This window comes from Pseudomonas sp. TH43 (genome assembly GCF_016650635.1).
GTDB lineage: Bacteria > Pseudomonadota > Gammaproteobacteria > Pseudomonadales > Pseudomonadaceae > Aquipseudomonas.
Window position 1 is genome coordinate 254548 of sequence record NZ_JAEKFI010000002.1, and the last position, 20961, is coordinate 275508.

General features: G+C 63.2%; 2 protein-coding genes (1 of these 2 only partly in view). Both read right to left on the bottom strand.

Annotation, left to right across the window (positions count from 1 at the left end; translation table 11 throughout):
* Positions 1-17835 (bottom strand): non-ribosomal peptide synthase/polyketide synthase, encoded by a 17835-nt coding sequence (locus tag JFT81_RS08140; RefSeq protein ID WP_201226871.1) that lies wholly within the window; start codon positions 17833-17835, stop codon positions 1-3.
* A protein-coding gene (locus tag JFT81_RS08145; protein ID WP_201226872.1) for a non-ribosomal peptide synthetase crosses the window boundary here: on the bottom strand, positions 17832-20961 show its 3' portion. The gene runs 9887 nt beyond the window's last position; the window shows 3130 of its 13017 coding nt (coding positions 9888-13017); its start codon lies off the right edge, out of view; the stop codon is at positions 17832-17834. The genes JFT81_RS08140 and JFT81_RS08145 overlap by 4 nt, the downstream gene beginning before the upstream one ends.

The following is a 20961-nucleotide window of genomic DNA, read 5'->3' on the forward strand; positions in this document are numbered from 1 at the left end:
TCAGGACAATATTTCGCCCGTTGGCACTTTCAGCCCGTCATGCCACCACGCCGCGAGACTGAAGACGTTGGGCGCCTTGAGAATCGTGAAATGGTTCCCCGGCCCGTACCACACCGCCAGATCCGCGACCTGGCGCTGCCAGCCCTCGACCATCGCCGCCTGCTCGCGCTGATTGCCCCACGCATCCAGCGTCGGATCATCGACCAGCGCCAGGCGCACCGGCCCGGTATAGGCCAGTTGTGGTTGATAGACCGTGCGCAGTGCCGTGGCGAAGGTGCGAACCGGGCCATGCATCGCATCAGGCGCGGCGCGCTCCGACAGCACGCCGGCCTGCACCACGCCGGCATGCAGCAAGTGCATTTGCGTGGCGTCATCGGCCTCGGCGAACGTCTGCGGATCAATCTCCAGCGACTTGCCACTGGACAGTTGCAGCGTCTCGATCAAGCGCTCCAGCGCCGCCGTAGCGGTGTACGGTTTGCCCGCCGAGCCGTTGCCGCCCGGCGCCTCGCTGTCGATCAACGTCAGTGATGCCACCTCCCGCCCGGCCGCTTGCAACTGCGCCGCCATGGCATGCGCCACCCAACCGCCGAACGAATGGCCGATCAAATGCACCGCACCTTGCGGGTACAACTGCTCGATGGCTTGCAGGTAGAACGCCGCTGCAGCCTCGACCTGACTGTGCGGCACACTGTTGCCGTCCAGCCCGCGCGGTTGCAGACCAATGATCGGCCACTCCGGGCCGATTGCTTCGGTGAGGTGAATGAACCCGGTGACGCTGTCACCCGCCCCCGGCACACAGAAAATCGGCGCATGACCAAGGTGCCCGGTCTGGATCGTCAGCAGCGGCTGATACACCGCTGCTGCTGGCGCGACTACAGCCTCAAGCGCCTGTGTGATGGCTTGTCCCAGCGCCTGAATATCCGGGTTTTTCATCATGCTGCGGTGATCACCGGGAATGTCGATGCACTGCAGCAGACGGCTGTCGAAGCGCTCCTCCCAGCCGCGTGTCGGGCTTGGCACAGACTGGCCCTCCATCAATGCCTGAGCGCGGAACAGATGAATCGTCTGGCTGGCCGGGCTTACCCGGTAATGCGCCAAGGCCAGGCGATGCGCCGCTTCACGATCGAAGTAATGCCAGGCATCGGCCGTGCTGACCGTCGCCAGTTCCGGATCGGTCAGTTGCTGATCCTGGCAACGCTGGAACAGCGCGTGGAAATCCAGTTGTTCGATGTCGGCTTCCAGTGCCTGCACTGCCGCCAGCGCGGCGGCGCCTTCTGCACCGCGCATCATCGAACGCCCCCGGCAATGCCCCAGTAACTGGCGCTTGTCGAGATCCTTGCCGCTCCACATTGCCTTGTCCTGAGCCAGTGAATTGGGTGCGTAGCTGTCGAGCATGCCGATGAAGTCGACCAGTTGGTCCTGGCCAAGCAATTGCTGGGCAACTTCATGCGCCAGCACGCCGCCGAACGACCATCCCGCCAGACGATACGGCCCGTTTGGCTGCACCGATCGGATGATCCCGGCCATCCGCCTGGCCATGCATTCGATTGTGCGTAGCTGTGGCTGACCCAGCGGCACGCCGGGCAGGCCATAAATCGCAAACTCGCCGCCAATGTGCTGCGCCAGCGTCGGGAAATACACGTCGCGGCCACTGAATTCATGAACCAGGAACAGCGGAGTGCCACGCTCCCCGGCACGCACTACGACCAACCCCTCCGGTTGCCCGGCGACCTCGCCCCGACCGAGCAATGCGGCGGCCGACTCGATACTCGGGTGCTGGAACAATTCGGCCAGCGACACGTGCAATCCGCCGCGTTGCAGCAGATTGACCAACCGCACCGCGAGCAAAGAATGCCCACCCAATTCGAAGAAGTTGTCGTGACGACCGACCTGCTCGACGCCAAGCACTTCGGCCCAGATCCGCGCCATCGCAGTTTCAACCTCGCCTTGCGGCGCCACATAAGGACGGTTGATCACTGCGTCTGCGCCCGGCTCTGGCAAGGCCTTGCGGTCGACCTTGTCGTTGGGGGTCAGCGGCAATGCCTCGAGCACCACGTAGGCGCCGGGCACCATGTATGCCGGCAAACGCTCCAGCACATGGGCGCGCAAGACGTCCAGGTCTGGCGCCTGCAGCCCGGCCCGCACGGTGTACCAGGCCACCAGACGTTCATCGCGGACCATCACCACGGCTTCGCGAATGGCCGGGTGTTCGATCAGCCGCGCTTCGATTTCACCCGGCTCCAGACGCAAGCCGCGCAGCTTGATCTGGAAGTCATTGCGCCCGAGGAATTCCAGATCACCGTCGTTGTTGTAGCGCGCCATGTCGCCGGTGCGGTACAGGCGATCACCCGGCACGAAAGGACTGTCGATAAAACGCTCGGCCTGCATGTCAGGCAGTGCGTGATAACCACGCGCCACACCCACGCCGCCGATGTGCAACTGGCCGCTGACACCCTGTGGCACCGGTTGATCGTGCGCATCGAGAACGTACAAGCGCGTATTGCTCAGCGCTTTGCCGATCGGCACCCCGTTGTGCGGCACCGGCTGATCCGGCTCAAGCGTCCAGCCGGTGCTGTCGACCGTGGTTTCAGTCGGGCCGTAAACGTTATGCAACCGTACCCACGGCAGGCGATCACGCACCTGACGCGCCAGCGCCGCACTGAGCTCGCCGCCACCGTTGAGCACATCGGTGAGGCTGGTGCACTGGCTGACATCATCCTGTTCGATGAAGTCCTGCAGCAGCGCCGGTACAAACTTGACCACCGTCACTTGATGCTCGCGAATCGCCTGCACCACATAAGCCGAATCGCGGTTGCCATCGGGCCGCGCCAGTACCAGACGCAGGCCGGAACACAGCGGCCAGAAGATCTCCCACACCGAACTGTCGAAGCTGAACGGTGCCTTTTGCAGCAACGCACCGTGTTCGGTCGGCGGACTGAGCTGCGACCCCCAATGCACCATATTGCAGGCGCTGCGATGCTCGATCATCACGCCTTTCGGCAGGCCGGTGGAGCCGGAGGTGTAGATCATGTAGGCCAGGTTGGTAGCGCTCAGGCCCGGCACCTGCGGATCGTAATCGGGCAGGTGCTGCCAGGTACCGAGATCGAGGTCGATCAACGTCGTCGTATCCACGTCGAACAATGACCGGGTAGCCGCCTGCACCAGCACCGCAACCGGCGCGCTGTCCTTGAGCATGTACGCCAGACGCTCCGCCGGATATCCCGGATCCAGCGGCACATACGCCCCGCCCGCTTTGAGAATGCCCAGCAGACCGACCACCAGATCCAGTCCGCGCTCGACGCAGATCGCCACACGTGAATCCGGCTGCACGCCCTGCTCGCGCAAGTGATGGGCCAGTTGGTTGGCTCGCGCATTGAGTTGGCCGTAGGTGAGGCACCCGGCTTCGGACTGCACGGCAATGGCATCGGGTTTATCGCGTACCTGCGCCTCGAACAAGTGGTGCAACGGCTGTTCCAGCGCGCAGTCGACTTCGCTGGCATTGAAATCGAGCAACAAGCGCTGACGTTCTTCCTGTGCCAGCAACGGCACCTGCTCCAGCAGCGCTTGGTCATCAGTCACCAGCGCAGCGAGCAACTGCTGGAAGTAACCGACAAAACGCCGCACCGTCGCCTCATCGAACAATGCCGTGGCATAACGCAGCGAGCCGCGAACGCCATCGGCGCTTTCACCCAGACTCAGCGACAGGTCGAACTTCACAAAGTGGCTTTCCCCCGCTACACCTTCCAGCGTCAGGTCACCGAGCTGCAGACTCGGGCCGTCATTGTTGTCCCAGCTCAGCAGGGTCTGGAACAGCGCGCTGTGGGCCAGACTGCGCAGCGGTTTGCTGATGTCCACCACGTGCTCGAACGGCAGATCCTGATGCGCCTGCGCCGCCAGGGTTTGCGCCTTGACCCGTTGCAGCAACGCTTCGCCGCTCAGCGCGCCAGATGTGTCGATGCGCAGGGCCAGCGTGTTGACGAACATACCGATCAAGCCTTCGATCTCGGCGCGGGTACGGTTGGCTACCGGCGAGCCGATCACCACGTCGGTCTGCCCGGACAAGCGACTGAGCAACATTGCCCAGGCGCTCAGGATCACCATGTACGGCGTCACCGCGCGACGCTGACACAGCGCTTTAAGTCCGCGACTCAGAGGCTCGTCCAGCACCACGTCGACATGGCTGCCGGCAAAGTTCTGTTGCGCCGGACGCGGGCGATCGGTCGGCAGGGTCAGCAACGCCGGCACACCGGCCAGGTTGTGCTGCCAGTAATCGCTCTGACGTTGCAGCACCTCACCACTGAGCCAACGGCGTTGCCACACTGCGTAATCGCTGTACTGCAACGCCAGCGGCGGCAGCGGATCTTCCTCATCATGGCTGAACGCCTGGTACAACGCCGCCAACTCACGGGTCAGCACACCCAGTGACCAGCCATCGGAGATGATGTGATGCATCGTCAGCAACAGCACATGGTGATCGTCGGCCAGGCGCACCAGACGTCCGCGAATCAGCGGATCGTGCGCAAGGCTGAACGATGCGCTGGCTTGCTCTTCGATCAAGCCACGCAAGGCGTTGTCGGCCTGCGGGTGCCGGCGCAAATCTTCAACCTGCAACAAAAACCCGGTGTCAGCCGGCAAGATCACTACCTGTGCCTGATCGTCGATCTGGCTGAAGCGACTGCGCAGGGTTTCGTGGCGCTCGACAATGCGTGCCAGTGCCCGTTGCAGGGCGTCTTCATCCAGCCGACCGCGCAGACGCAGACCGAGCGGGATGTTGTACGCCGTGTTGCCACCGTCCATTTGCGCCAGGAACCACAGGCGCTGCTGTGCAAACGACAGCGGCAACGCTTGATCACGCGGGGCCGGCAGAATGTCCGGCAGCGTGCTGCGCCCGGCCCGGCTCAATACTTGCGCCACCACCGCCAGTTCCGGATTAGCGAACAGCTCGGCCAGGGTCAACTCTACGTTCAGCTGTTGCCGGACCTGCGACAGCATGCGCATCGCCAGCAACGAATGGCCGCCCAACTCGAAGAAATTGTCGTGTCGACCAACCTGCTCTACCTGCAACAACCCGGCCCAGATCCGCGCCAGGTGTTCTTCCAGGGCAGTGACCGGCGCTGCATAGACCCGACTGAGCATGGCAGCCGACGTCGGTGCCGGCAGCGCCTTGCGGTCGATCTTGCCGTTGTTGTTCAGCGGCAACACTTCCAGTTGGACCCATGCCGTCGGCACCATGTAGTCCGGCAGGCGCGCCAACAATCGGCCGTGCAGGTCGACGCTGTCCAGTTGCCCCTCGTGCGCGGTGTAATACGCGACCAGACGCGTGGTCTCCTGACCGTCGCGACGTGCCAGCACCACCGCCTCCTTGATTCCCGGGCAATTCAGCAACCGATTTTCGATTTCTCCCAGCTCGATACGGAAGCCACGGATTTTCACCTGATCGTCATTGCGCCCGATGCAGTCCAGTTGCCCCGGCGCCAGCCAGCGTGCGAGGTCGCCGGTGCGGTAGAGCAGCGCACCCGGTTTTTCACTAAACGGATCGCAGAGGAATTTCTCGGCGGTCAGATCCGGTCGATTCAGGTAACCCAGCGCCACGCCCTGCCCGCCGATGTACAGCTCGCCGGTCACGCCCATCGGCACGGGTTGCTGATACGCGTCGAGCACGTACACCTGCGTGTTGCCGATGGGCCCGCCAATCGGCACGCTCTCGGCATTTTCAGCCACCTCCTTCACTTCGAACGTCGTTGCGTAGGTGGTGGTTTCCGTCGGGCCGTAGCAATGCACGATGCGCAGATTCGGCGCCTCGGCCAGCAGCGTGCGGAACGCCGCCGGATCGCCACGCTCACCGCCGCACAGCAGAATCCGCAGGCCTTTGAGCGCCTGCGGGATCAGTTGCACGTATTGGTTGAACAGCGCGGTGGTGACGAACAGGATCGTCGCGCCACGGGTGCTCAACTCACGACCGAAAGCGGTCGGATCAAGCAAGGTCTGATGATCGATGATCACCACGCGACCGCCATTGAGCAGCGGCCCCCAGATGTCCATGGTGCTGGCGTCGAACGCCGGGTTCGAGGCGAAGACCACACGATCCTGCGGATTGAAATCGGCGTAACCGTTGTTGAGCACCAACCGGCCGATGCCACGGTGCGGCACCATCACCCCTTTCGGCGTGCCGGTGGAACCGGAGGTGTACATGATGTACGCCAGCGCCTCGGAAGACTGCACAAGGTTCGGGTTATGCGTCGGCTGGCCGTTGAGGGTCAGCGTGTCCAGATCGATGCGCGGCGCCGCGTAGTCGATCACTTCACTCCTCAAGGTCAACAATGCCACCGCTCGGCAATCCTCGACCATGAACGCCTGACGCTCGCTCGGCGCATTGATATCCAGCGGCACGTAGGCTGCCGCACATTTGGCGATTGCCAGTTGCGCCACCAGCAACTCCAGCGAACGTGGCAGCAGGATCGCCACGTGATCACCCGGTTGCACGCCCTGGCCGATCAGGTGATGGGCCAGGCGGTTGGCCTGCGCGTTCAGTTCGAAATAGCTCAGCGATTGCGCGCCATGCTCCGCCGCCACAGCCTTCGGATGCGCTGCCGCTTGTTGCTGGAAAATCCCGTGCACGGTCAGGGTCTGCGGGTAATCGCGCGCCGTGGCGTTGAAGTCGTACAGCACCTGCTGGCGCTCATCCGCCGCCAGCAGCGGCACCTGTTCCAGTACCGTTTGATCCCCCGCAATCATCGCTTCGAGCAGACGTTCGAAGTAACCGATGTAACGTGCAATCGTCGACGCATCGAACAGCGCCGTGGCGTAGTTGAGCGCGCCGCGAATCACGCCGTTGACCTCGCCCAGTGTCAGCGTCAGGTCAAATTTGGCGACATCGCCCGACCCGGCAACGCCCTCCAGCGTCAGCTCGCCCAAGGCCAGTTGCGGGCCGACGTTGCCCTCCCAGCTCAGTGTGGTCTGGAACAGCGGACTGTGCGCCAGGCAGCGAACCGGCCGGGTAATTTCCACCACTTGCTCGAACGGCAGATCCTGATGCGCCTGCGCCTCCAGTGTCCGCGCCTTGACCCGCGCCAGCAGCGCTTCGACGCTCGGCGCGCCCGAGGTGTCGATACGCAGGGCAAGCGTGTTGACGAACATGCCGATCAAACCTTCGATTTCAGCACGGCTGCGGTTGGCCACTGGCGAACCGATGACCACATCGGATTGCCCGGACAGACGACTCATCAGCAATGCCCAGGCGCTCATGACAGTCATGAACAAGGTCACGCCATGACGTTGGCTCAAAGCCTTGAGCGCCATGCTCAAGCGCTCGTCCAGCAGCACGTCGACGTTGCCGCCGGTGTAATCCTGTTGTGCCGGGCGCGGTCGATCGGTAGGCAGCGTCAACAAGGCCGGCGCGCCGTCGAGGGTCTGCTGCCAGTAGTCGCTTTGCCGCTGCAGCACCTCACCGCTGAGCCAGCGCCGCTGCCACACGGCGTAGTCGCCGTATTGCAGCGCCAGTGGCGGCAGCGGATCAGGCTGCCCCTGGCTGAACGCTTGATACAAGGCCATCAACTCAGCGGTCAGCACGCCCATCGACCAGCCATCGGCGACGATGTGATGCACGGTCAACAGCAGCACATGATGCTCGTCGGCCAGACGCACCAACCGTCCGCGAATCAACGAATCGTTCTGCAGATCGAAAGCGCTCGAAGCTTCCTGTGTCATCAATGTCTGCAAAGTCTGCTCGGCGTGCGGCTGTTGACGCAGGTCGTCCACGCGCAAGAGCACACTGCTGTCGACCGGGGCAATTGCCACCTGTGCGGTGTCGTCGAGGCTGACGAAACGGCTGCGCAGGGTTTCGTGGCGCGCAACGATTCGCGCCAGCGCCGCTTGCAATGCATCGACATCCAGGTGACCGCGCAGGCGCAAACCGAGAGGAATGTTGTACGCCAAGTTGCCGCCGGCCATCTGCGCGAGGAACCACAGACGTTGCTGGGCGAAGGACATCGGCAGCGGTTGATCACGCGGTGCCGGCACAATGTCCGGTAGCGCGCTGCGCCCGGCGCGCTTCAATACTTCGGCCACTGCACTCAATTGGGCGTCGGCAAACAGATCACTCAGCGCCAGTTCGACGCCGAGACGCTGACGGATCAGCGAGACCATGCGCATCGCCAACAGCGAATGGCCGCCGAGTTCGAAGAAGTGATCGTGACGGCCGACCTGCTCGACGTGCAGCACTTCGGCCCAGATCTGCGCCAGCGCGGTTTCCAGTTGGCCTTGCGGCGCCACATATTCGCGAGTCGACAGCGCGGCCAGATCCGGTTTCGGCAAGGCCTTGCGGTCGACCTTGCCATTGGCGGTCAGCGGCAATGCCTCGAGCCGGACAAACGCCGCCGGCACCATGTAGTCCGGCAACTGCGCCAGCAGCTGCTCGCGCAACTCGCCCACCGGCAGTGGCTCGGCCCCGGCTTGTTCGGTGAAATACGCCACCAGTCGCGGCTGACCGGGTTGGTCCTCGCGGGCCAGCAGCACCGCTTCATTGATACCGGGGAGCTGATTGAGGCGGGTCTCGATTTCACCCAACTCAATGCGCATGCCGCGGATTTTCACCTGGTCATCGTTACGCCCCAGATAATCGAGCGAACCGTCGTCACGCCAGCGGGCAAGGTCACCGGTGCGGTACATGCGCGCATTCGGCAAGGGGCTGAACGGGTCTTGCAGGAAACGCTCGGCGGTCAGATCGGCGCGGTTCAGATACCCCCGAGCCACCCCTGCACCACCGACGTACAACTCGCCCATCACGCCGAACGGCACCGGGCGTTGTTGCTCGTCAAGCAAGTAAACCGCTGCGTTCGCCACCGGTTTGCCGATGTGCAACGCCGCGCCGACTTCAATGCGCCCGGAAGTGGCAACTACCGTGGCCTCGGTGGGCCCGTAGTTGTTGATCACGGCGAAGCGCTGCTGACGGCTGAACTGACGCAAGCGATCGCCACCGATCAGCAAGGTGCGCAAGGTTGGGTGATCGAGGTTCTGGCTGAACGCGTATTCGGCGACCGGAGTCGGCAAAAAGCTCACGTCCAGCGGTTGCGCGCGCCACCAATCGAGCAGCGCATCAATGTCTTCAGCGCCGTCATGGGTCGGCGCCAGGTGCAGGGTCGCGCCCGCGCACAGGGCCGGCCAGACTTCCCACGCCATCGCATCGAAACCGAAGCCAGCAAGACTTGAGGTGTGGTTGCCGGAGTGTAAGTCGAACGCTTCACAGTGCCAGTCGACCAGGTTGCACAGCGTCTGATGCTCGACCATGACGCCTTTGGGCAAACCGGTCGAACCCGAGGTGTAGATCACGTACACCAGATGCGCAGCGCTCAAGCCCGGCACTGCAGGGTTGTGTTGCGCCTGCGCCGGCCATGCGCACAGGTCGACATCGATCACTGGCACGCTCAGCCGCGGCAGTCGCTCGTGCAGATCGCTTTGCGTGAGCACCGCGACCGGCGCGCTGTCGCTCAATAAATAACTGATCCGCTCGGCGGGATGCGCCGGATCGATCGGCACATAACCGGCGCCCGCCTTGAGAATGGCGACCAGCCCGACCAGTGTGTCGAGACCCCGACGGGCGACGATGGCCACGCGGTCGTCGGCTTTCACCCCGTTGGCGATCAAGTGATGCGCCAACGCATTGGCCTGGCGATTGAGTTGCAAGTAAGTCAGTGGCTGCCCGGCAAACACCGCTGCCACAGCCTGCGGACGCTCGGCGACCTGCGATTCGAAACGCTGGGCAATCGTCAAACCACGCGGGTAGTTGGCCTCGGTCGCGTTGAAACCCACCAACAACAGTTCACGCTCGTGCATCGGCAAGATCGACAACCGATCAAAGCCCACGTGCGGCGTGTGCTCCAGTGCATCGAGCAATACGCGCAATGCACCCTGCATGTACTCGCAGATGCGTTGTGCATCAATGCCCGCTCCGGCCAATGCGGTCAGGCTGAAACCCTCACCGAAATCGTCAACGCTGAGGGTCAGGCGATAGTTGGTGTGCTCCTCGGCCTTGAGCAATTGCATGCCTTGCCACGCCGCGTGCCCCTCGGCCGATGCAGGCCCGGCCGGCGCGCTGTGACGGTAGTTGAGCAGGGTGCTGAACAGCGGCGTACCCGACGGCATGGCGCTGCATTGTTGCGCCTGCGCCAACTGCGCATGCTCATGAGCCAGCAACTGACTCAAACGTTGATGGGTTGCCAGCGCGGCACCTTTGACACTGTGCGCATTGAGCTCAATGCACAGCGGCAAGGTGTTGATGAACACGCCGAGCGCCCGTTCCGAGCCTTCACCACCCTGCAATCGGCCGAGCAACACCGTGCCGAATACCACGGCGTCGCGCCCGGACAATTGCCCCAGCACCTGCGCCCAGGCGAGGTGCATCAGGCTGGCGGCGCTGACGCCCAGGCGTCGTGCCTGTTGACGTACGCCATGGCTCAGTGGACGTTCCAGCGTCAGCTGCGCCTGTTGCGCAGGTCCGTCGTGGGCCAGATTCTGACCGTAGGGCAAGGTCGGTTCGTCGACATTGCCAAGCATCTCGCGGAAGAAGCTTTCGTGCTGCTGATCGCTCAACCCCGACAACGTCTGCGCCACGTAGTTGCGATACGGCACCGACGCGGCGAGACGCTGTGGCTGGTCGAGCAGGAAGGCCTGCATTTCATGTTGCAGCACCTCCAGCGCGACGTGGTCCATCACCAGATGATGGAACAGCAGCAATGCCACGACACGCTGATTGACCGCATCCCACGCGTGGACCACACGTATCTGCGGCGCCTGATTGACGGCCATGCGGTACTGACCGACATCGAAGCAACGGCGCAATTGCTCCAGCACATCACCGCTGGCGCTATCCAGCGCAACGCCTTCGCAGACCAGCGACGCCCGGCGCCAGACTACTTGCACCGGGTTTTCCAGACCCTCCCAGAACAACGAGGTGCGCAGAATGTCATGGCGCTGAATCACCTTCTGCAAGGCTTCGGTGAAGGTGTGCAGACGCTGTTCATCGGCAAATGCAAACTGCGCCTGCAGGACGTACGGATCGCCCTGCGCGGCAGACAGATGATGGAACAGAATGCCCGTCTGCAATGGCGCCAAAGGGTAGATATCCTGCACATTGGCCGCGCCGCCCGGAATGCTGGCGACGATACGGTCAACAGCCTCTTGATCAAGTGTGACCAGCGACAGCATCTCGGGGGTGATGCGCGTGCAATCGGCGGTGATGCGATTGGCCGGTACTTCGGCCTCGGGTTCACCACCCACGGCAGCCGCCAATGCCGCCAGTGTCGGCTGGTTGAACAGCACGCGAATGTCAGCGCTCAGGCCGGCGCGACGCATTTTCGCCACGAGGTTGACCGCCAGCAGCGAGTGGCCACCCAGTTCAAAGAAGTGATCGTGGCGCCCTACCCGCTCGACATTGAGCAATTCAGCCCACAGTCGCGCGAGGGCGATTTCCACCTCGCCGACCGGCGCTTCGTATTCGCGTGAGATCAGTGCTGTCAGATTCGGGGCCGGCAGCGCCTTACGGTCAAGTTTGCCGTTGGGACTCAGCGGCAGTGCATCGAGATGCACAAACACCACGGGCACCATGTAGTCCGGCAAGTGCTCCAGCAGGTGATCGCGCAGCACGTCGATTTCAAGCCTCTCGCCGGTGTAGTACGCAACCAGACGCTTGTCGCCCGGCACGTCTTCGCGAGCCAGCACCGCCGCTTCCTGCACACCAGCAATCTGGGTCAGACGCGCCTGGATTTCACCCAGTTCGATGCGCAGACCGCGGATTTTCACCTGATCGTCGTTACGGCCCAGGTATTCGATGTTGCCGTCGGCCAGATAGCGAGCGACGTCACCGGTGCGGTACATGCGCCCGCTGGCCTGGAACGGATCGTCGAGGAAGCGTTCGGCGCTCAGCTGCGGTCGGTTCAGATAACCCCGTGCCACCTGCACACCGCCGATGTACAACTCACCGACCACGCCTTGCGGCACAGGTTGTTGTTGGCCGTCGAGGATGTACATCCGGGTGTTGGCGATCGGTTTGCCGATCGGTGTGTTGTCCGGGGTTTGCTCCAGTGGCCCGGAGCAATTCCACGCGGTGACGTCGACGGCGGCTTCGGTCGGGCCGTAGAGGTTATGCAACTCGCTGCCCGGCAATTGCAGTTTGAAACGCCGTACCAGACTGCCCGGCAACGCTTCACCGCTGCACATCACCTGACGCAGGCTGTCGCAGCGTGTGGTGTCGCTGTTAGCGAGGAATACGTCGAGCATCGACGGCACAAAGTGCAGCGTGGTGATGTGTTCGCGTTCGATCACTTCGCTCAGGTACTGCGGATCCTTGTGCCCGCCGGGCTGCGCCATGACCAGTCGTGCGCCCGTCATCAACGGCCAGAAAAACTCCCACACCGACACGTCGAAACTGAACGGGGTTTTCTGTAAAACCGTGTCAGCCGCCGTCAGTTGATAAGCGTCCTGCATCCACAGCAGGCGGTTGACCACCCCGCGGTGTTCGTTGATCACGCCCTTCGGCTGACCGGTCGAGCCGGAGGTGTAAATCACGTAGGCAGTGTGTTGCGGGGTCAACTCAGCGACGCATAGATTGCCCGTCGGCTGCGATTGCCAATGCGCTTGATCGAGATCGATCACCGCTGCGGCCATCTCACCGAGCAGCTCGCGCGTGGAACCCTGTACCAAAACCGCCAGGGGCGCACTGTCCTCCAGCATGTAGGCCAGACGCTCCAGCGGATACGCCGGATCCAGCGGCACGTAACCGCCACCGGCCTTGAGGATCGCCAGCAGTCCGATGACCATGTCCAGACCACGCTCGACGCAAATCGCCACCCGCGAATCAGGCTGCACTCCCAAGCCACGCAGGTGCCACGCCAGTTGGTTGGCCCTGGCGTTGAGTTCGGCGAAGCTCAGGCGCTGCGCGTCACTCTGCAACGCAATCGCCGACGGCGTGCGCGCTACTTGCGCCCCGAACAGACCATGAATCGTCTGCTCAAGGTTGTAATCCGCTGTCGTCGCATTGAAGTCGCCCAACAAACGTTGCTGTTCGTCCTGCGCCAATAGCGGTGCGTGCTCCAGCACCGTTTGATCGTTGGCGACCATCGCCTGCAACAGACGCTGGAAATACCCGACAAAACGCAGCACCGTCGCCTCGTCGAACAATGCGGTGGCGTACTCCAGCGAACCCCGAATCACCCCGTTGGCCTCGCCCAGGCTCAGCGACAAATCAAACTTGGCAAAGTGGCTCGGCTCGGCCACGCCTTCCAGCGTCAAATCACCGAGGGCCAGCGCCGGACCTTCGAGAGCGTCCCAACTCAGCAACGTCTGGAACACCGGACTGTGCGCTAGGCTGCGCAGCGGACGAATAATCTCCACCACTTGTTCGAACGGCAGATCCTGATGCGTCTGCGCGGCCAGCGTCAGCGCCTTGACCCGCGCCAACAGCGCTTCAACGCTGAGCTCGCCCGAGGTATCGATGCGCATGGCCAGGGTGTTGACGAACATGCCGATCAAGCCTTCGATCTCGGCTCGGTTGCGGTTGGCCACGGGCGAGCCGATCACGACTTCCGCCTGACCGGACAACCGACTGAGCAGCATTGCCCAGGCGCTCATCAGCGTCATGTACAACGTCACGCCGTGCCGTTGGCCCAGCGCCTTGAGGCCGGCGCTCAAGCGTTCGTCGAGCACAACGTCGACACTGCTGCCGGCATAGTCTTGCTGTGCCGGGCGCGCACGATCGGTCGGCAACATCAGCAACGCTGGCGCGCCCGCGAGATGCTGCTGCCAGTATTCGCTTTGGCGCTGCAACACCTCGCCGCTGAGCCAGCGTCGCTGCCACACCGCGTAGTCGGTGTATTGCAATGCCAGCGGCGGCAGCGGATCAGGCTGGCCATGGCTGAACGCTTGATACAACGCCATCAGTTCGCGGGTCAAAACCCCCATCGACCAGCCATCGGAGATGATGTGGTGCAGGGTCAGCAACAGCACATGGTGATCGTCGGCCAGACGCACCAGGCGTCCGCGAATCAGCGCATCGTCCTGCAAATCGAACGGCCCCGACGCTTCGCCCTGAATCAGCGCCTGCAAGGTTTCATCGGGTTGCGGGTGCTGGCGCAGGTCTTCGATACGCAGCAGCAGGCCGCTGTCGACCGGGGCGATCAGCACTTGCGCTTCGTCGTTGTACTGGGCGAATCGGCTGCGCAGGGTTTCATGACGGGCGACGATGCGTGCCAGTGCACGTTGCAACGCATCGTCGTCGAGTCGGCCGCGCAGGCGCAGGGCCACGGGAATGTTGTAAGCGGTGTTGGCACCTTCCATCTGTGCCAGAAACCACAGGCGTTGCTGGGCGAACGACAGCGGCAAGGCGCCCTCACGCGGTACCGGCAGGATTTGCGGTTGCGCACAGCGCCCGGCGGCGCTGAGAACCGCAGCGACCGCTGCCAGTTCGGCGTTGGCGAACAAATCCCCCAGAGCCAACTCCACACCCAGCCGTTGCCGCACTTGCGAGACCATGCGCATTGCCAGCAGCGAATGGCCACCGAGTTCGAAAAAGTGATCCTGTCGCCCGACCCGCTCGACTTGCAGCACATCGGCCCAGATCTGCGCCAGCGCGGTTTCCACCTCGCCTTCGGGCACTGCATATTCACGGGTGAACAGCGCCGCACGCTCGGGTTTCGGCAGGGCCTTGCGGTCGACCTTGCCATTGGCGGTCAACGGCAGCGCGTCGAGTTTGACGAACGCCACCGGCACCATGTACTCCGGCAACTGGGTCAGCAGGTGCGCACGCAACTCGGCCACGGCCAGTGGTTCGACCTGACTCTGCTCGGTGAAATAGGCCACCAGCCGCGGTTGACCGGGATCATCTTCACGGGCCAGCAACACGGCTTCCTGAATGCCGGGCAACTGGTTGAGGCGGGTTTCGATTTCGCCGAGTTCGATGCGCACACCACGGATTTTCACCTGATCGTCGTTGCGCCCCAGGTAGTCAATCGTGCCATCGGCGCGCCAACGCGCGAGGTCGCCGGTGCGATACATGCGCGCATTCGGCACAGTGCTGAATGGGTCGTGGAGGAAGCGCTCGGCGCTCAGGTCGGCACGGTTCAAATAGCCACGCGCAACCCCCGCGCCGCCAACATACAACTCGCCCATGACGCCAATCGGCACAGGCCGCTGCTGTTCATCCAGCAGGTACACCGTGGCGTTGGCCACCGGTTTGCCGATGTGCAAGGCATCGCCCGCCTCGATGCGTCCAGAGGTCGCGACCACAGTGGCCTCGGTCGGACCGTAGTTGTTGATTACATCGAATTGCTGATTGCGGCTGAACTGGCGCAGGCGATCGCCACCGATCAGCAGTGTGCGCAGCGTCGGGTGTTCGAGGTTCTGGCTGAAGGCGTATTCAGCCACGGGCGTCGGCAGGAAACTCACGTCCAGTGGCTGCGCGCGCCACCAGTCGAGCAGCGCATCGATGTCCTCGGTGCCTTCGTGAGTCGGTGCCAGGTGCAAGGTCGCGCCGGCGCACAACGCCGGCCAGACTTCCCACGCCATCGCGTCGAAACCGAACCCGGCAAGGCTTGAGGTATGGCGACCGGCGCACAGATCAAACGCGCTGCAATGCCAGTCGACCAGATTCGACAGGGTGCGGTGCTCGACCATCACGCCTTTGGGCAGGCCGGTGGAACCGGAGGTGTAGATCACGTAGGCCAGGTGCGCCGGGGTCAGGCCCGGCACGTGCGGATCACAGGTTTCGCTCAGGGGCCAGGTCAGCGGGTCGAGATCGATCACCGGCACCTGCAGCGCCGGCAAGCGCTCACGCAGAGTGTTCTGGGTCAGTACGGCAACGGGGGCGCTGTCGCTGAGCAAGTAATGCAGACGCTCGGCCGGGTGCGCCGGGTCGACCGGCACATAACCGGCGCCCGCCTTGAGAATAGCGACCAACCCGACCAAGGTATCGAGGCCACGGCGGGCGACGATGGCGACGCGATCATCGGGTTTTACACCGAGCGCGATCAGATGATGGGCCAAGGCGTTTGCATGCCGGTTGAGCTCGGCATAGCTCAATTGCTCAGCCAAAAACTCTGCGGCCAACGCTTCTGGCCGCTGCGCCGCTTGCGCCTCGAACCGTTGGGCAATGGTCATTGTTGCCGGGAAGTCGGCATGGGTGGCATTGAATGCCAGCAGCACCTGCTCGCGCTCTGCCGCCGGCAGAATCGGCAATTGGTTGATCGCGGTGTCGGGCGATTGCTCCAGCGCCAGCACCAGACTTTCCAGTGCGCAGTGCAGGTAATCGCAGAGGCGCTGTGGATCGACCTCGGTGGTCGCCAGCAACGTCAGGCTGAAGGCATCGCCGAAATCATCGACGCTGAGGGTCAGCGGGTAGTTCGTGCGTTCTTCGGAGCTGATCGTGCTGATGCCTTCCCACGCGGCCAGGGTTTCGTCACCGGCCGTCGCCGCCGTGTGGCTGTGACGGTAATTGAGCAAGGCGCTGAACAGCGGCGTCGGCGCAACCACGCCGCTGCAACGCTGGGCCAATGCCAGTGGCGCGTGTTCGTGACGCATCAACGTGGTCAGGCGTTTGTGGGTCGCCTCCACCGCCGCGCGCACGCCTTGCGCATCGACATCGACCCGCAGCGGCAAGGTGTTGATGAAGATTCCCAGTGCTCGCTCGGTGGCTTCGGCGCCCTGCATGCGCCCCATCAGCACCGTACCGAAGACCACGCTGTGTTTGCCGGTAAGCGTGGCCAATACCTGCGCCCAGCCCAGATGAAACAGGCTCGCGGCACTCACGCCGAGCTGCCGCGCCTGCACGCGCAGACGCTGGCCAAGCAGCGGGTTGATCGGCTGGCTCAGTTCGGCGATACCGAGGCCGTCGCCCTGCACGTCCTGCAAACCGTACGGCAGCGTCGGCTCGGCAATGTCCCCGAGCATCTCGCGAAAAAACGCCTCGTGTTCGGCTTCGCTGATGCCCAGTCGCGCTTGCGCCACGTAATTGCGAAACGGCACCGGGCGCCCGAGCGATTCACCCTGACCGGTAAGGCAGGCGAGCAGTTCGTGACGCACCACGTCGAGCGCCGAGTGGTCCAGCGCCATGTGATGGAACAGCAACGTCGCGACCACGCGCTGACCGTCCTCATCCCACGCGTAGGCCAGACGCATCATCGGGGCGTGCTTGACGTCTAGACGGAAATGCCGCGCATCGAAGCGCTCGTGCAATTGCTGCAGCGCATCGGTATCGCCGTCTTGCAACACGACCTCTTCCATCGGCAACTGCGCCTGGCGCCAGACCACTTGCAGCGGCACGTCCAGCCCTTCCCAATGCACCGCCGTGCGCAAGATGTCGTGGCGATCGATGACCTTTTGCAAGGCTTGAGCGAAGTCCTGCAGACGCTCGCGGCTGCTGAACGCAAAGTACGATTGCATGACGTACGGATCGCCCTGCTCGTTGCTGGCGTGGTGATAGAGAATGCCTTCCTGCAACGGCGCCAGGGGATAGATATCCTGCACATTGGCAGCGCCACCCGGGACGGCGGCGATCAAGCGGTCGAGGGTTGGTTGATCGACTTCAGCCAGGGTCACCATCGCCGGCGTGATGTGCGTGCTGCCGGGAAGAATGCCGTTGGCCGGCACGTCGATCTGACCGGCCCGGGCGGCCGAGTATTGCCCCGCCTTGATCAGTTCGATCAGTGCCGGTTTATGCTCGCGCAGCGCCGCCAGCAGCGCCGGATCGCTCAATGCCTGTTTGTTGCCGTTTACGCGCAATTGCTCATCGGTCACCGCCAACTGAATGTCTTTTGCCTTCAGGGTTGCCAACAGTTCGAGCACATTCACAGGACGATCTCCATTCTTTCCGTAATTGCGGCGTAGCCGGCCAGGGTCGGTTGTTCGAACAACGCCCTGACATCGGCTTCCATGCCTTCCTGACGTAACCGGCCGATCAGACTGACCGCCAGTAATGAGTGACCACCCAATTCAAAGAAATGGTCGTGGCGCCCTACCCGTTCGACGTTGAGCAACTCGGCCCATAGCCGTGCGAGGGTGATTTCGACGTCGCCGACCGGCGCTTCGTATTCGCGTTTTTTCAGCGATTGCTGATCCGGCGCCGGCAGCGCCTTGCGGTCGAGCTTGCCGTTGGGGCTCAGCGGCAGCGCATCGAGATGCACGAACACGGCGGGCACCATGTAGTCCGGCAAGTGCTCGAGCAAATGACTGCGCAGCACGTCGATGTCCAGCCGTTCTCCGGTGTAGTACGCGAGCAGACGTTTATCGCCGGGCACGTCTTCACGGGCCACCACCACGGCCTCCTGTACGCCTTCGATCTGGGCAAGCCGCGCCTGAATTTCTCCCAGTTCGATGCGCAAACCACGGATCTTCACCTGATCGTCGTTACGGCCCAGGTATTCGATGTTGCCGTCAGGCCGATACCGCGCGACGTCGCCGGTGCGGTACATCCGCCCGTTGGCTTGGAACGGGTCGTCGAGGAAGCGCTCGGAACTTAGCTCAGGCCGGTTCAGATAACCTCGCGCAACCTGTACGCCGCCGATGTACAACTCGCCGACCACGCCTTGCGGCACCGGCTGCTGGTGCGCATCGAGGATGTACAGGCGGGTGTTGGCGATCGGTTTGCCGATCGGGGTGTTGTCCGGGGTCTGCTCGATAGGCCCGGCGCAATCCCACGCGGTGACGTCGACAGCCGCTTCGGTCGGGCCGTACAGGTTATGCAATCCGCTGCCCGGCAATTGCAGTTTGAAGCGCCGCACCAGACTGCCCGGCAACGCTTCACCACTGCACATCACCTGACGCACGCCGTCGCAGCGCGCGGTGTCGCTGTTGGCGAGGAACACATCAAGCATCGACGGTACAAAGTGCAGCGTGGTGATGTTTTCACGCTCGATCACCTCGCTCAGGTACTGCGGATCCTTGTGCCCGCCGGGCTGGGCCATGACCAGTCGCGCGCCGGTCATCAGCGGCCAGAAGAACTCCCACACCGACACGTCGAAGCTGAACGGGGTTTTCTGCAACACCGAGTCGGCAGCGCTCAGGCGATAGGCGTCCTGCATCCACAGCAAGCGGTTGACCACACCGGCATGCTCGTTGACCACGCCTTTGGGCTGGCCGGTCGAGCCGGAGGTGTAGATCACGTACGCAGTGTGCTGTGGCGTCAGCGCCGGGATCTGCGGATTGTCGGCAGACAAGGATTGCCAGCTGTTCTGATCGAGGTCGACTACCGTTGCCGAGATGTCTTGCAGCAACGCGCGGGTCGCCGCGTGCACCAGCACCACGCTTGGCGCGCTGTCCTCGAGCATGTAGGCCAGACGCTCCGGCGGATAGGTCGGGTCCAGCGGTACATAACCAGCGCCAGCCTTGTTGATCGCCAGCAGGCCAATGACCATTTCCAGGCTGCGTTCGACGCAGATCGCCACCCGCGAATCCACTTGCACGCCAAGGCTGATCAAGTGCCTGGCCAAGCGATTGGCGCGCTCGTTCAACTGGGTGTAGCTCAATGTCTGATCGCCGATGACGAGCGCCACAGCCTGTGGCGTACGCCGCACCTGCGCCTCGAACAAACCGTGCAGCGTCTGCTGCAAATCGTAATTGACGTGGGTGTCGTTGAGGCCGAACAGCAACGCCTGTCGCTCCTCTTCCGGCAACACGCTCAGGCGGTTCAAGGGTTGCTGTGGCGTGTGTTCCAACGCTTCAACCAGCGCGCTCAGCGCGTTCTGCATGAACTGACCGATGCGTGCCGCCCCCAGGCGCGACGGGGTCATTACTGTCAGTTCAAAAGTGTTGCCCAGATCATCGACGTTCAGGGTCAACGGATAGTTGGTGCGTTCCTCACCGGCCAGGGACTGGATGCCTTGCCAGGCTTCACGCTTGGCGTCCTGGCGGGTTTCATTGTCGCTGTGCCGGTAGTTGAGCATCGCACTGAACAACGGCGAGGGCGCCGCGACACCGCTGCAACGCTGGGCCAGTGCCAGCGAAGCATGTTCGTGGGCCAACAGCGCACTGAGCCGCGCATGGGTCGCCTTGACCCCGGCGCGCACGCTGGTTTCGTCGACCTCCACACGCAAAGGCAGGGTGTTGATGAACATGCCCAGCCCGCGATCCGCGCCCGCCCCGCCCTGCATGCGGCCAAGCAGCACCGTGCCGAAGACCACCCGCTCCTGACCGGACGTTGCCGCCAACACTTGCGCCCAGGCGAGGTGGAACAGACTGGCAACGCTAACGCCCAGCAACCGCGCCTGACTGCGCAGACGCTGCGCCACCACGGCGGGCAGTGCCTGGCAGACTTCCTCGATGTCATTGCCGTCGCCGTGCACATCTTGCAAACCGAATGGCAGCGTCGGTTCATCGATGTCCCCGAGCATCTCGCGGAAGAACGCTTCGTGCTCTTGCTCGCTGACGCCAAGGCGGGTCTGCGCAACATAATTGCGGTACGGCACAGCGGCCTCCGGCAGCCACTCATCACCCTGCAAAATCGCCTGCATTTCTGCGCTGACCACCGCCAGCGCGGTGTGGTCCATGGCGATGTGGTGGAACAGCAGCATGGCCACAACGCGCTGATTGTGAGGATCGAGGGCATACACCAGACGCATTAGCGGCGCCTGTTCCAGGTCCAGACGCCAGTGCCGCGCATCGAAGCGCGCACGCAATTGATCGATGGCATCACCCTGCGCCGGCTCCAGCGCCACCGCGTGTACCGGCAGCTCGGCACGCCGCCAGACCACTTGCACTGGCGCCGTGAGCCCTTGCCAGGCAATGGACGTGCGCAGGATGTCGTGGCGCGTCATGACCTGGCGCAACGCCGCAGCGAACGCTTGAACCCGCTCGATGCTGTCGAACGCCAGACACGATTGCAGCAGGTACGGATCGCCCTGCGCGGCGCTGAGGTGGTGAAACAGAATCCCTTCCTGCAACGGCGCCAGCGGATAAATATCCTGCACGTTGGCCGCGCCA